A 13,729-nucleotide genomic window follows, 5' to 3' on the forward strand; every position below is an offset into this window, starting at 1 on the left:
CGATAGGTTACGGCGGAATATGCGTCTGACGCCGTCCTGGTTTCGGTCATCGACGGACGTTCACAGCGAGGAGCGTTCAGGAGACGCTGATCCTTCGTCTGGAGTGACAATTTTTTATCCCCCTCAGACCGATCACCCGGAGGGCGAGGAAGCCGCCAGACCAGTCGAAGAGTTCGTTCCGGAATCCGATACAGTTCTTTTATCTACTCTCGATCAAATAAACATGCCCGCGACCGTCGACGAAATAGCGGATACGTTGATCGAACCGCGACGGCCGTCGATCGAAACCTGGGCGTCCGTCCACCAGCGGCTTTACGAAGAACGACTGCCAGCACTCGACGAGTCGGAGGCAATCGAGTTCGACGAAACGCAAGGTATCGTCGAGCGGAACTCGAATTATTCGAACAAGAAGCGTCTCCTCTTCCCCGCTGCACTCGTTCTGCTCACGATCAGCGTGTTGCTCGCTTTCGTTGCAGTCGTCTCAGCTCACATGCTGCTTGCAGCGACTATCACGTTCGTTACAACCTCGTTTGCAGTCTGGTTCGTTCCAGGATTAGTGTAGCGATCGTCTACCACTGATCAGTTCATCATTCTGCTCGCGGTGAGGACGGTAAAGAGGAAGAGTATCAGCGCACTTAGGCCGATTCCAGAGAGGAACGAAACGAACGGCAACTCCATCACTGCACCGAGTAGGACTACATAGCAGAGGACCGTCGCGCCAATGTAATAATCGTCCCAATCACTACTGTCGTCGTTACGGTCGTCTGTCGTCTCGTCTGTCGAATCTAGCTCGAGGTACCTCTCGAACTGGTCGGCGAGCGGTTTTCGTTCGACGATACCACGATTTTGCTGGTAATCGATGACGCCAACTTCGTCGAGCTTCGAGAGATGCGACTGATAGAGAGGGATGTAGACGCGCTGGCGTTGAGTCGACGTGAGCTCTTCGACGGTCGTATCGTGCTCCCACGCTGCGACTTGTTCCGCGACATCACGCATGCGTACGGGTCCTTCGGTCCCCCGTAGATATCGGAGGACCAACCGCCGTCGTTCGTTTTGCAGGAGATGAAAGATTTCATCTTTCGAAAAAGCAGGCTCTTCAGCGGGGTTATCAGTCTCGTCGCTCTCACCCTGAGCTTCGTCATTCGAACTCGTCTCATTTACTTCTTCCGAGCTGATATGTTTCGCTTTCATTGCACCAGCCATCACTTATCACAAGGGGATAATAAAGTATCGAATCCGTATAGTCGTGTCATACTCAGTTTACACTATTCATACATAGTTCACACCATTTCACAAAACTCTATTTCGTTTTTCGATATTTCATATCCTCTTTATTTTGCTCCATACCACCAGTATTAGCCATCTTCAGATTATGGGGAAGGGTATTTATTTCGGAAATATAGCTTCCAGCAATCTCGCACTTTAAACCTGAATTTGAGTGTCTTGCATCTCGTTGGACAGTAAAGAATGGCAGAACGCTATTTTCGGGTCGTTTGTGTCGAGATAGTTGTGCCTCATCGGCCGACGACCGTCGGACCGGCCCGGCAGACCGGTACTTATCTGGCCGATAATAAACCATCTTCCCCGCTAGGAACGACGAAATGAGCAACGACCACTGGTGGTTTTTCGATCAGGCAGCCATCATTGCAGCGACTGGATTCGTCACGTTCGTTCTTATTTCAGATGTTTCGGGGGTGATACGAATAGCGATGGCGATGCCTCTCCTCCTCTTTTTTCCGGGGTATACGCTCGTCTCAGCCCTCTTCCCGGACAAACCAAACGACGAATACCAGTCCTTCGACGAAGAAAAAACCGGATTGGGTAATCCCCTGTTGGTGTCCGGTGGTCTCAAGCCGGTCGAACGGACGGTCCTCTCAGTCGTCTGTAGTGTCTTGCTGGTTTCAGTGATTGCCCTCATCTCGGCTTTGACCCCCAGGGGTTTGAGTGCCGAAACGGTGCTCCCCGGCATTTCGGTCCTGATCGTCGTCCTCGCTCTCGTCGCGATCGTGGCTCGCTACCGGTGTCCCCTCGATCAGCGATTCGTTCCATCGATTTCTTTTTTCTCCCCGTTCTTCTCTCGGACACGGCCGGACAGTTTCGGCCAGATCGATCGCCGGCCGTATAACATCGCGATCGCTGTCGGTTTGATACTGTTAGCGGCGAGTAGCGGATTTGCCGTCGCAAACCCACCGCAACAAGATGGCTTCACAGAATTCTCGGTTGAAACGGAGAACGTTACCAGTGAGGTCGTTCCTCTCTACAAGTCGACGTACGTTTCGGGCGAACAGCAGGAACTGCAGGTGTCGATCACGAACCAGGAACACGAAGAGCGGACATATACGACCGTCGTCTTGCTTCAGCAGGTGAGCTACGGCGATGACGAAGTCACTGTGAACCAGTCGATCCAATTGGACAGAAAAACGTCTACCGTCGCCGATGGTGCAACTCAGCAACAGGCGCTTAACGTTACCCCGAGGATGCGAGGGAGCAATCTCCGACTGGTGCTGTTGCTATACGAGACCGAGCCGCCGGCCCAACCATCCGCTGAGAATGCGTATCAGGTTATTCGTCTTCCGATAGAGGTGAGATAGGTCGCGACTGGGACTCTCCCTCTCCGGCGCGTGCCGATGGACTCTTCGACACAAACGCCCCTTTGTGGACGTCACTTCCGCCCTTAGCATCCGAACAATTGACAAATAGATCCCTGGCCGTCCTCGCTCGAGGCATCACCAGCGTGCTATCGTTTGTTTGTCTGCTCGCGTGCAAGGGAGGCGGCCCATCGCGCTGACCGAATCATCGGGTGCGTCGTTTCGATTGTGGGTTTCCACACTATTCTGTGACCGTACTCGACTACTTCCTCGGACGCGGCTTCCTCCGATTCGTACAATCGGTGTGACCGGAGAAGTGATTCGATGTTCGTTCCCGGGATGGGTGGTCGGGGTTGGCGAATCTCTTTGTCCCGGTGGGCCGGCCTATCGGCTGGGCGCCAGCTCTCACTACGAGAAGTGAGTACTCGTCCACCGCTTTCTCCCGCAATCTCCGTTCACCGAAAACCACGTTAGATGGACTCACATCGACTCCGTCCTTTCTCGTTCCGGCAGTGGTGGTTGAAGAGTGGCCGTTTCGAGACCCCCAGTGGCTCCGATTTTGGTAGGTGGTCCGTCGCTCCGATAACCGATCATCGATCGGGATCCCTCTCGGTCAGCGTAACCGGTCTCGTACTGGACGCGAGAGGTGTGGCGGTCGTTGCTGACCAGGAGCCGGACAACTGTCCGTAGATTGTCGACACGCAGCGGTAGATGTGTTTATGTTCGCGACAGCGAACGGTGTTTCATCTAGCGTTTGCTACCTGGCGTCGTGATCTGTGGATGCCGGCGTGATAGCAATTTGAAGATGCCGGTGTGAGGGCGAGCGCAACGGGTCGATCAGTCGAGCGCCGGAGAGGGCGTACACAGGGTGACGTCCCCGTTCGTGTAGACCGTCGCCTGCTCCGGGCGGCACAGTTGCGATTTAGAGATTTGCTCGACATCTGGGCTGCCGGTGGTAGTGTTGAAGTAGGTGCCGGGAGACGATTGCCGCGACCGATACACTGTGTAGCTATAGTCGTGGGACCCCTCTGTCGGTATTATCGCGGGCTTGGTCTCGTATTTGGCAAACGCACCTTGGCGGCCGATTAGCGTCTGGTAGGGATGATCAGTGTACATCTCCTGTTCGGGGCTGAGTTCGCTTGCGGACGGTCTGCCGGTGATGTCTCCGATCGCCTCGACCGCGGCGAGTTCCGACTGATCGTACGCGAGCCGTTCGTGATGTTTCGGGAACACGGGATTGTCGGCGTTACTGTTCGGTGCGAACGCCATCGCCCCCGGATACAGGAGAACGAGCAGAAGGAGGGAGGCGACGACTACTTGAGGGGAGAGATTTTCCCTCAGCGTCCGGAGCCCGACCGCTCCGAGGATCGCCATCGGTGCGTAGAGGAACGCGAACCATCGCGTCGGGATGAAGTTATCGATGCCGAACATCGGTAGACCGAGGATGAACACGAGCATGAACGCCGCGGCAATCAATAGCGTAAAGACGGATTGCTCAGCGCGTCGTCGATGGAGGACGTACAGACACCCAACGAACGTGATGGCGAGCAGGAGGAGGAAGCCGAGATTGTCCACATAGGGGACCACCTGATCGAGCATCGTCGGTCCGGCCTCGGCTCCCATTTCAGCCGTACTCGATCCGGAGCCGCCTTCGATTCTGAGGAAACCGGCGCTCTCCTGGACCGTTTTTTCGAAGTAGTACAGGACCGTCTTGAGGAACGTCTCTCTTTGCCCGTACGGCGTGATCGACCAGACGAAGATCGTCAGTCCGGCATCGAAGACGACGAGCCCGATGAGGTTGACCGGTTTTTTCGTCCGGAAGACGCTCGTATCGAGTCGCGTCAGCCCCAGCGGACCGATCACGAATATGAGTTGCGCGATGAACGCCGCGAGCAACAGCACGAGCATGATGAACGTCGACACCTGATGAGTGAAGATGACGGCGATACTCAAGAGGACGAGAAGCGAGAAGTCTCGAGTCGTATACTCGATCCGCATCACGCGAATCAGCGCGTACATCACTGCCAGGAAAAAGACCAACCCGAGACTCGTCGGGATGATGTGCATCCCCCACCGTGCGACGTGACTCCCCATGGCGTACAACGCCGTTGCCAGCACGGCCCACCGGGTGGACACGAGCAGGTTCGTCGTCGCGTAGACGAGCAGCACTGAGATCGTCATGACGATTCCCAACGAGAGGTACAAGGCACCCCGGACGGGGATATCGTACAGGGCCGCCGAGGTCGCGACCATCAGGTGATAAAACGGGGACGCGTAATGTTTGTCGTCGGAGATGGCGTGGAGAGACCCCTCCGAGAGGAGCGACTCGACGAGTCGACTGTGCGTCCAGATGTCGATCCCGATGTATCCGTGTGTCACGTACAGTGCGGTGAACCTGAAGACGGCCGCAAAGAGGACGATCTGAAGCAGTAAGAGACCGGGACTGAGTTCGCGGTCGTTCGCGAACAGGATCTGCGTTATCAGCAGGGTACCCACGATACCCGAGACTCCGAAGAATATCAACGTTCGTTCGCCTTGAACGACCGTTAGCGCTACGAGCCCCGCCAGACCGGCGAAAACGATGCTGGGAAGCGCCATGGTGACTTGCGGGGAAAACGTCGGAACCGCACGCGCGTCGTCTCGCTGGTACAGAGAGAGGAGGTAAAGCGAACACGCGGTACCGAGGATGAACGGAACGGTATTGAGATAGATCTGCGAAGCGAAGAACCGAAGCGGAAACAGCACGAGGGCGATCAACAGCCCACCGATCGCAGCGACGGTATCGAGACGCAGGGGCCGTAGTTCCGAGAGCGTACTATATCTCATGACTGACCCCCGTTCGACTGATCGTTTCATCGGGTCTATCGAGGACGCGGCGATACACGTCGAGAACGCGATCTCCCATCTCTTCGAGTCCAAGTCCACCGATCACTTCGCGGCCGTTCGACCGCCGATCTCCGTCGAGCACGCGCTCGAGGCCGGCGACCAACTCGTCGTTCGTCGTTCCCACGCTGCAGTTTTCGACGTCGTCGATCGTCTGACGGACGAAGCCGACGTCGGTCGAGACGATCGGGACGTTACAGGCGGCCGCCTCCTTGACGACCATGGGGCCGCTTTCTCGCCGCGACGTCACGAGCAGAACGTCGCTTGCGTTCATGTAGTAGGGCATTTCCTCGTACGGAACCGCGTCGATCGTTCGCACCTCGAGATCCACGTCGGCGAGGTCGGCGACGCGCTCGGCCCGCGAAAAGTCCTTGACGTCGCGACTTGGGTCGTACGGAAACAGAGCGACACGACCGTCCGGGTCCCAGCCGATACGGTCGCGGGCCTCCTCGCGCGAGATCGGCCTGAACAGATCCGTGTCGACGCCGAACGGAACTTCGACGTGGTCGACGTCGAGTTCTCTGGACATCGCCGGACTCGGGACGATCGTGGCGTCGGCAACCCGAGCACCGATTCGGCTAATTTGACGCAGCCATCCCATGTCGCTCATCACGTCAGTCCCCCACAGGCTCAAGACAACCGGGCGGATCGGCTGGGCGATTGCGAAGGGCGCGACCAGCCCGTAGTGGCCGTGGACGAGGTCGTACTCGCCCGACAGGACGTGGGAAAGTACCTGCGGGTAAAAGCGCAGATAATCGAGCGGCGTCCGCGGGGAATCCGCGCTGTAGTCCCCTGGAACGCCGATTACGGTACACTCGATGCCGCGATCCTCGAGGACCGCGATCTGCTGTTCGAAAAACGATCGCGTTGAGGTGATGAGATGAAGGACGTGCATAGTTATCCTAGATTCGGTGCAATCGTGGAGTGGTCCGGATTCGCTCCGGAGGTGGCTGTCTCGACCTGTCGAACGATGACGTCCGTCACGTCGATCTGATCGTCGAGGAGGCGGTCGCGTCGGCGCCGCCACTTCGACTGGTCGTCTTCTTCGATAATCGAAATCGACCGCTCGAGCGAGCGGGCATGGCGATCGGTGCCGTTACAGCTGAACACGAGCCCGTACGTCTGGTCGAGTTCGGTCACGTATCCCAGCGAGAGAGAATTTACGTACACGGCCGGCGTGCCGAGGACCGCGGCTTCCGCGGCCATCGTCGCTCCTTCGCCGACGAAACAGTCCGCGTAGGCCAGCAGATCGTGCATTCGGTCCGGTGCCAGCGTGTATCGGTACGACTCGAGTTCGCTCGGAAGTTCGACTTCTGACGTGAGCAGGACGGTCGACCCGGCGTCCTCGAGGCGGTCGACGACGTCGACTGGATCCTCGAATCCGCCCTGTCCGAGGTCGTGCGAGGAGTCCCAGCTGCTCAGACGCATCACGACGATGGTGTCACTCGGCGTCAGCCCGGTATCGTCGAGGACCGAGGGGTCGGGCTCGAATCGGTCGGGATGCAAGTACGCGAGTTCGTGATAGCCTGGGTACGTAACCTGCTTCGAGCCGATGTCGCCTCGGTAGCACTCCGGCGTACAGACGACATCGGCGAACGGATACGCGAGCTTTTTGATGATCGTCGCGTGTTCCGTGTCGTAGAAGACGACGCTCGTTGCGCCGACCACGGACGCGACGTGAGACGCAGCGACACCGCCGATAGCCGTGATTACGTCCGGGTTTATGCGGCGCGCTCGACGGAGGAGTCGGGTCTCGTAGGTCGCTTGCACCGCGGCAAGCGAGAACAGCGAGTTCGATTCGCCGGCCAGCACTTCGTGGTCGATCCCGGCGCGCTCGAGCAGTTCGACCGTCACTTCGTTTTCGCGAGCGAAGACGTAGATGTCGTGGTCCAGCGATTCGAGTTCCCGGATCGCGTGCTTGAAAAAGTGAACGTGACCCGGGTGCTGGATCGTGACGATTACGCGCATCAGCGACGCACCTCCAGCCGTGCGTTGTCCCGTGCGTCGACGTGCATCGCGACCACGAGCAGTCCGACACCGGCGAGAAACGCGAACAGGGCCGCTATCGGCTCGCGGACGGAAGGCTCGCCGCTGACGGCGTTCACGGCGCTGACGGTCGCGATGGCGATCGAACTGAGCAACACTGCGATCCCCGTCGTATAGCAGAGGACGGCGGGATGACGGCGATCGGTGGTGAACTGTGCCCACATCCGACGGAGAAAGCCCCTGAGCAGTGTCACCGAGGTTAGCGGGACGAAGGTGCGATACCGGATGGTGCTCTCCTCGTCGTCGTAGACCGCCGGCATCGACACGTCGGCAGTACGCATTCCGGCGATGTTCAGTCGGACGAGTAGATCGTTCGGGTAGTCGTGATCGTCCGGAAGCGATTCGATGTCGATAGCCGACAGCGCTTTGTGTGAAATCGCGGTGTATCCGTTCTGAGGGTCTTGCAGGCGCCAGTATCCGCTTGCGATCTTCGTAAGTTGGGTCAACAGCCAGTTGCCGAACAGACGGAACGGAGGCATCTCCCGCCGGGAGAGTTGATCGGCGAGTCGGTTTCCCTTCGCGTAGTCGGCGTCGCCCTCCACGATTGGATCCAGCAGCGACGGAAGTTGATCGGGATCCATCTGTCCGTCCGCGTCCATCGTAACCGCGATGTCGACGCCGTCGTCCCGTGCTCGGACGTAACCGGTTCGGAGCGCGCCACCGGCACCCTTGTTCTCGGCGTGACGAATCGGGACGATCTTCGACCCGACGACGGAACCACCGTCGGGAAGCGACGTCCGAAGCCGCTCGTCACCGTCGTCTACCGTTTCGGTTCCGGTGGACTCGTCGTCCGGCTGTCTCGATGCCGCGGCGTACTCCTGGATAACACGCCAGGTATCGTCGGTCGAGCGGTCGTCCACGGCGTAGATTCGATCGACGAAATCGGGCATCGTTGCGAGTACGTCACCGATGTGACCCTCTTCGTTGTACGCCGGGACGATCACGCCGATCGTGTGTCTTCGGTACATTATAAGCTGCGATAGACGAGTTCGGCGTCGGCTGCGTCTTCCGATTCGAACGCTCCGGCGACGTCGATCAAGGCGCCATCGTCGTCGATGGCGGTTGCGATGTCGTCGATTTCGATATCCGAAAATGCCGAGTGCGACGTCGCGAGGAGGATGGCGTCGAACCCGTCGAGCGAAAACGACTCCTGGACGTCGATGTCGAACGATTCTCGAACTGCGTCGGCGTCCGCATGCGGATCGTATCCAGCGACGTCGATGTCGAACTCGCGGAGGTGATCGACGACGTCGGCCACCTTCGAACTGCGAATGTCGCTGACGTTCGATTTGTACGTCAGTCCAAGTACGAGTACGCGGCTCTCTCGCAGCGTCTTGTTACACTGGTTGAGAGCTTTGATCGTCAGCTCGGCCACGTGGTTGGGCATCGACTCGTTTACCTTCCGACTCGTAAGCGTCAACTCCGGTGTCGCCCCTGCTCGTTTCGCTCGATGAGCGAAAAAGTACGGGTCGACCGGAATGCAGTGGCCACCGACGAGGCCCGGTCGGTAGTCGTGAAAGTTCCACTTCGTCCTCGCTGCCTCGAGCACCTCGCGCGTGTCGAGTCCCATCTGTTCGAAAATCTTCGAGAATTCGTTGACGAGCGCGATGTTGACGTCTCGCTGAATGTTCTCGATGACCTTACAGGCCTCCGCGACCTCGATAGAGGGAGCGCGATGAACGCCCGCGTCGACGACCGATTCGTACAACGTCGCGACGTCGTCGAGAACTTTTTCGGACTGCGCACCGACGACCTTGACGACGTCCTGAAGTCCGTGCTCGCCATCCGCGGGGGTGGCGCGCTCCGGCGAGTACCCGACGAAGAAGTCCTCACCGGTGGTTAGATCGGATGCGTCCTCGAGCGCTGGAACGAGAATCTCGCGCGTCGAGCCCGGGTAGACGGTCGATTCGAGGATGACAGTCGTCCCTGGATCCATCTTCGAACCGACGGTCTTCGCCGCGCTTTCGATGTATCCCAGATCCGGCCGGTCGTCTTCGTCGATGGGCGTTGGGACGGTGATAATAACGTAATCGGCCTCGCTTATTTCGGATGCGTCGGTCGTGTACGCGATATCGCCGTCTTGAATCGCTTCGTCGGAGAGGTCACCGGTCGTGTCGGTACCTGCCTGGAGACGCTCTACCGTCGTCTCGTCGATATCGTATCCGATCACGCGATAGTTCGACTGCGCGAATCCGACGGCGAGTGGCAGTCCGACGTAGCCGAGTCCGACGACACAGATTGTCGCTTCGCGCGTCGACTGGTCCGACGGATGCTCGAGGGTCGTTCCGTCGCGACTCGTTTCGAGCGCGTGATGCTCGCTCTCTCGGTCGTCTGCTCGCTTCTCCGTGTCGCTGATTATTGTGGTCATGAGTGATGCGTTGTCGCCTCCCCGTCGTACTCGGTCGTGTGACGGTGACCGCTCGGTATCGTTGCAGCCGTGAATGTGCGGGGACGTTCGGCAGATATCGCCAAGTCGGCGTTGGGGGTTTACTATACCGCGTATAAACAGATGCGACTACCACAACGTGCGAAACCCTCTGTTAATAGGCTGATGCTGGCTGTATCGGGCGGAAGGACGCGCAACGGGCCTGACGCTTAAATCGTTGTTAAGCCTACCTGTACCTGTCTATAATGAAGGTCCCACGAATCTGATTTCCAGTGCGGCCGAAGAGGTCACGATACCTGTGACTCGCTCACGCATCGGCCGTAGCAGAACCGCGAATCATGGTGCCCACTTCCCAGATTGGAGTCGAAGCCGCGCTCGCATCGATTCACAGCACTGTCTCGATCGATACGATTTCGGCTTCGATCCTTTCCCACCACGACGTTCACGTGTTTGCCTCGAGTGCTATCGGTCAGCCGATTGCCGATCGATCCGGCGGGCCATTGTACTTGTTGCAACTCCTTCGTGCGACGTCGTTCTGGGAGATGACCCTTATCGTGGTTTTGTTCCTGTTGATCAGCGGGCTCGTTGGTATTCGAATAGCCGAAACGCTATCGAACCGTGATCTCGAGCTTTCGTCGCTTCCGCTGATCGCAGACTCGACAGATCGCGCAGACGACACGAACCACTCACGCGCAGCAGATCATCGGGCGTACGAATACTATTTGTCGCCCGAAACCCCACCCGAGCTCCTGAGCGACGAGGGAAAGGTGGTCCGACTGCTCGTCGCAAATCACGGCCGTATTCGCCAGCATCGAATCACAGAAGAAACAGGTTGGTCAAAGTCGAAGGTTAGCAGGATCTGCTCGCGAATGCACGCAGACGGCACGATCGAGAAGGCATCGGTTGGTCGAGAGAACGTCATTACCCTGTCCAACCGAACGCCGGACGGACAGGCACAGTCGGATGACGTCGAGAATCCGCTTCCATAAGCACGCACCCAGTTGGTAGCATCCATTCGGAGCCGTTCGGAAGCCGGACGAATTCGGTCGCCACCGGCGACGGTGGCTCCCGGTTCGGTCCACACGTTTTCTCATCGGCGATTCGATCCCGCCGGTGGTCCGATCGTCGTCCAGACTCGCCGTTGGAAATCGTGCTTATGTCACCGATAAACAATTTATCCGGCCAGTTGAACAGACATCCTGTACCGGTTCTCCGCTGTTTCGAACTAAATCGTCCCAGCATACCGAGACAGGGAATCGAACGAATGTCCTGGTACTCGCTTACGAAGGACCGAACGCATTGTAGATTGCAGCCTGTGAAAACGTATTCTGTTTTATACGGTCGATAGCCACCGTTTTATTCGTGGTATAGTAATGGCTGCCGTCAATCGTGGTGTATGTAGGGGCCCGTCCCGTCCAGCGCCGGACGGCGGGTACGGGTAGGAGATACCAATGACACGAAATAGAACTACGCTCCAGGTTGCCGTCCCGAACTGCTTCGATACGACCGACGGATCCGTCGATCGCCCCGTCGCAGTCCTCTCGAATGGTGGGGTATCGGGGCTGATATCCGTCGATCGCCCCGTCGCAGATTTCTCGTATGGTGGAACACCGTGGTCAACGCCAGTCGATCGAACGGAGGTGGTCGGCTAATGTGCGGTATCATCGCGCGAATCGGCCACGGTAACGCAGCGGAAACGCTGCTTTCCGGCCTCGAAAATCTCGAGTACAGGGGCTACGATTCGGCGGGAATCGCCGTTCAGAACGGCTCCGGCGTCAAGGTTCACAAGTGTTCGGGCGAGGTGTCCGACCTCAAATCGACGTTGACCACTCGCCCCCACGGGAATATGGGGATCGGTCACACCCGGTGGAGTACACACGGTCCGCCGACGGACGAGAACGCCCATCCACATACCGATACGGCTGGTGACGTTGCCGTCGTTCACAACGGTGTCATCGACAATTACGACGAACTGCGAGTGGAACTTCAGGCGATGGGTCACGTCTTCGAGAGCGAGACCGACACCGAAGTCATTCCACACCTCATCGACGAGTACCTGAAGTCGACCGGCGATACCGAGCTGGCGGTCCGGCAGGCAGTCGACACCCTCGAGGGGAGCTACGCGATCGCGGCGATCGTCGACGGCGAAGAGGCCGTGTACGCCGCACGGAAGGGGTCGCCGCTCGTCCTCGGTCTCGACGACGAAGAGTGGTACCTCGCCAGCGACGTTCCGGCGTTTCTCGATCACACGGACGAAGTGATCTACCTCGAGGACGGCGACATGGTCGTCCTCGAGCCCGATTCCTATCGTATTACGGATCTTCACGGTGAGCCCCTCGAGCGGCCGATCGACACCGTAGACTGGGATCCGGAGGACGCGGGGAAAGGTGGGTACGATCACTACATGTTAAAGGAAATCGACACGCAGCCGACGTCGCTCTCGAATACGATCGAGGGCCGGATCGACGACGGGACCGTCGATTTCGAGGATCTTCAGGCGGGAACGTTCGAGGACGTCGACACGGTTCAGTTCGTCGCCTGCGGAACCTCGTATCACGCTGCGATGTACGGCGGACAGCTGCTGCGGTCCGCCGGCGTCCGGACGGAAGTTCTTCGCGCGAGCGAGTACGGATCGATGTCCGGCCCGGTCGACGACGCGACCCTCGCCGTCGCGGTCACCCAGAGCGGTGAAACGGCCGATACGCTCGATGCGGTCCGGACTGCGTCAGAACGCGGCGCGCGAACGCTCGCCGTGACGAACGTCGTCGGATCCACCGCCGCACGCGAAGCCGACGACGCGGTCTACATCCGCGCCGGCCCGGAGGTCGGCGTCGCGGCGACGAAAACGTTTTCCTCGCAGGCGGTCACACTCGGACTCCTCACCCAGCACGTCGCCGCCGACATCCCCGACGCGACTCCCCTCGATGATCGGGCGTCGATGCTCGAGTCCCTCGAGGACCTCCCGGCGCACGTCGAGACCGTCCTCGAGACGACGCAGGCGGCGGCCCTCGCCGAGACGTACCGCGACAGCGAGTCGTACTTCTTCATCGGCAGCGGGTTCGGGCACTCGGTGGCCCTCGAGGGCGCGTTGAAGTTCAAGGAGATCACGTACGAACACGCGGAAGGGTTCGCTTCGGGAGAACTCAAACACGGGCCGCTCGCCCTGGTGACCGAGGAGACGCCGGTGTTCGCGGTCTACACCGGCGGCGAAGACGAGAAGACGACGACGAACGCGATCGAGGCACAGTCACGCGGCGCGCCGATCGTCGCCGTCGGTCCGGACGACCACTCCCTCGTGGACATCGCCGACGCGCACCTCTCGGTTCCGGACACACATCCCGTCTGGGCGGGCCTGCTCGCGAACGTGCAGTTGCAACTGCTCTCCTACTACGCCGCCAAGTTGCTCGATCGGCCGATCGACAAGCCGCGCAATCTCGCGAAGAGTGTCACGGTCGAGTGATCGAGTCGGTCCTCGCTGACGTCTCGTCGCTTCGGCCGGGTCGGGCCCCTGGGAGCCCACACCCGCTGATTCGGTCTTCATTTTACACCGCGTATCGACCGGAGGATTTCACGCGGTTGGGTCGGTCGTCGCTCAGACGGAGATCGTTGCGTCGTACGTTACTGACACTCGATCGACGGTGACACGAGAAGGTCAATTTTCGCGCCGGTACACGCCGATCCGTAGTGGGTAGTGTTCTTGCCGAGTACTCCACCCTGAGAGTAGTCGGACCAGCAGCTGCGTACGTCGATTCGATCTTCGGAGTCTGTCCGGAGGCGCTTGATCGATCGTGGCCGGAGATACGCCACGTCCTGAGGTTCCGGCATG

10 protein-coding genes are annotated in these 13,729 nt (G+C 59.0%); 4 read left to right on the forward strand and 6 right to left on the reverse strand.

The annotated features are described in order from the left end of the window. The first annotated feature begins 223 nt into the window (after window positions 1-223). The gene (locus NJT13_RS17240) at window positions 224-562 is read left to right on the forward strand and encodes a hypothetical protein (protein ID WP_254522938.1); all 339 of its coding nucleotides are present in this window, start codon (window positions 224-226) and stop codon (window positions 560-562) included. 17 nt (window positions 563-579) lie between these two features. On the opposite strand, the gene NJT13_RS17245 is transcribed toward NJT13_RS17240, so the two are convergent. Next, window positions 580-1,191 carry a DUF7344 domain-containing protein gene (locus tag NJT13_RS17245; RefSeq protein ID WP_254522939.1) on the reverse strand — a complete coding sequence of 204 codons (612 nt, stop codon included), beginning with the start codon at window positions 1,189-1,191 and terminating at the stop codon, window positions 580-582. Between the two features lie 410 nt (window positions 1,192-1,601). Here NJT13_RS17245 and NJT13_RS17250 point away from each other — a divergent pair, with 410 nt between their 5' ends. Then, window positions 1,602-2,591: a DUF1616 domain-containing protein gene (locus tag NJT13_RS17250; protein ID WP_254522941.1), complete on the forward strand. Its 990-nt coding sequence runs from the start codon at window positions 1,602-1,604 to the stop codon at window positions 2,589-2,591. 834 nt (window positions 2,592-3,425) lie between these two features. On the opposite strand, the gene NJT13_RS17255 is transcribed toward NJT13_RS17250, so the two are convergent. From NJT13_RS17255 to NJT13_RS17275, 5 genes are read right to left on the reverse strand one after another with little or no spacing between them, the layout of a single operon-like run. Then, entirely contained in the window at window positions 3,426-5,414 is a 1,989-nt protein-coding gene (locus tag NJT13_RS17255; protein ID WP_254522943.1) for a hypothetical protein, read from the reverse strand. Continuing rightward, on the reverse strand, window positions 5,404-6,366 hold the full coding sequence (locus NJT13_RS17260) for a glycosyltransferase (RefSeq protein ID WP_254522944.1): 963 nt from the start codon (window positions 6,364-6,366) through the stop codon (window positions 5,404-5,406). Before NJT13_RS17260 ends, NJT13_RS17255 begins: the two co-directional genes overlap by 11 nt. Window positions 6,367-6,368: 2 nt before the next feature. Next, entirely contained in the window at window positions 6,369-7,439 is a 1,071-nt protein-coding gene (locus NJT13_RS17265; RefSeq protein WP_254522945.1) for a DUF354 domain-containing protein, read from the reverse strand. Next, window positions 7,439-8,485: a glycosyltransferase family 2 protein gene (locus NJT13_RS17270; RefSeq protein ID WP_254522947.1), complete on the reverse strand. Its 1,047-nt coding sequence runs from the start codon at window positions 8,483-8,485 to the stop codon at window positions 7,439-7,441. The genes NJT13_RS17265 and NJT13_RS17270 overlap by 1 nt, the downstream gene beginning before the upstream one ends. After that, window positions 8,485-9,885 carry a nucleotide sugar dehydrogenase gene (locus NJT13_RS17275; protein ID WP_254522949.1) on the reverse strand — a complete coding sequence of 467 codons (1,401 nt, stop codon included), beginning with the start codon at window positions 9,883-9,885 and terminating at the stop codon, window positions 8,485-8,487. The genes NJT13_RS17270 and NJT13_RS17275 overlap by 1 nt, the downstream gene beginning before the upstream one ends. Window positions 9,886-10,241: 356 nt before the next feature. On the opposite strand from NJT13_RS17275, the gene NJT13_RS17280 reads away from it, so the two are divergent. Both NJT13_RS17280 and glmS read left to right on the forward strand, forming a co-directional pair. Then, window positions 10,242-10,892 carry a helix-turn-helix transcriptional regulator gene (locus NJT13_RS17280; protein ID WP_254522950.1) on the forward strand — a complete coding sequence of 217 codons (651 nt, stop codon included), beginning with the start codon at window positions 10,242-10,244 and terminating at the stop codon, window positions 10,890-10,892. 662 nt (window positions 10,893-11,554) lie between these two features. Beyond that, window positions 11,555-13,363 (forward strand): glutamine--fructose-6-phosphate transaminase (isomerizing), encoded by a 1,809-nt coding sequence (glmS, locus tag NJT13_RS17285; protein WP_254522952.1) that lies wholly within the window; start codon window positions 11,555-11,557, stop codon window positions 13,361-13,363. Window positions 13,364-13,729: the final 366 nt, after the last annotated feature.

Source organism: Natrinema caseinilyticum (genome assembly GCF_024227435.1).
Taxonomy (GTDB): Archaea; Halobacteriota; Halobacteria; order Halobacteriales; family Natrialbaceae; genus Natrinema; species Natrinema caseinilyticum.

Coding starts and splice junctions, on each gene's coding strand:
- NJT13_RS17240 (WP_254522938.1), top strand. CDS start 224: ATGCCCGCGACCGTCGACGAAATAGCGGATACGTTGATCGAACCGCGA.
- NJT13_RS17245 (WP_254522939.1), bottom strand. CDS start 1,191: ATGAAAGCGAAACATATCAGCTCGGAAGAAGTAAATGAGACGAGTTCG.
- NJT13_RS17250 (WP_254522941.1), top strand. CDS start 1,602: ATGAGCAACGACCACTGGTGGTTTTTCGATCAGGCAGCCATCATTGCA.
- NJT13_RS17255 (WP_254522943.1), bottom strand. CDS start 5,414: ATGAGATATAGTACGCTCTCGGAACTACGGCCCCTGCGTCTCGATACC.
- NJT13_RS17260 (WP_254522944.1), bottom strand. CDS start 6,366: ATGCACGTCCTTCATCTCATCACCTCAACGCGATCGTTTTTCGAACAG.
- NJT13_RS17265 (WP_254522945.1), bottom strand. CDS start 7,439: ATGCGCGTAATCGTCACGATCCAGCACCCGGGTCACGTTCACTTTTTC.
- NJT13_RS17270 (WP_254522947.1), bottom strand. CDS start 8,485: ATGTACCGAAGACACACGATCGGCGTGATCGTCCCGGCGTACAACGAA.
- NJT13_RS17275 (WP_254522949.1), bottom strand. CDS start 9,885: ATGACCACAATAATCAGCGACACGGAGAAGCGAGCAGACGACCGAGAG.
- NJT13_RS17280 (WP_254522950.1), top strand. CDS start 10,242: ATGGTGCCCACTTCCCAGATTGGAGTCGAAGCCGCGCTCGCATCGATT.
- glmS (WP_254522952.1), top strand. CDS start 11,555: ATGTGCGGTATCATCGCGCGAATCGGCCACGGTAACGCAGCGGAAACG.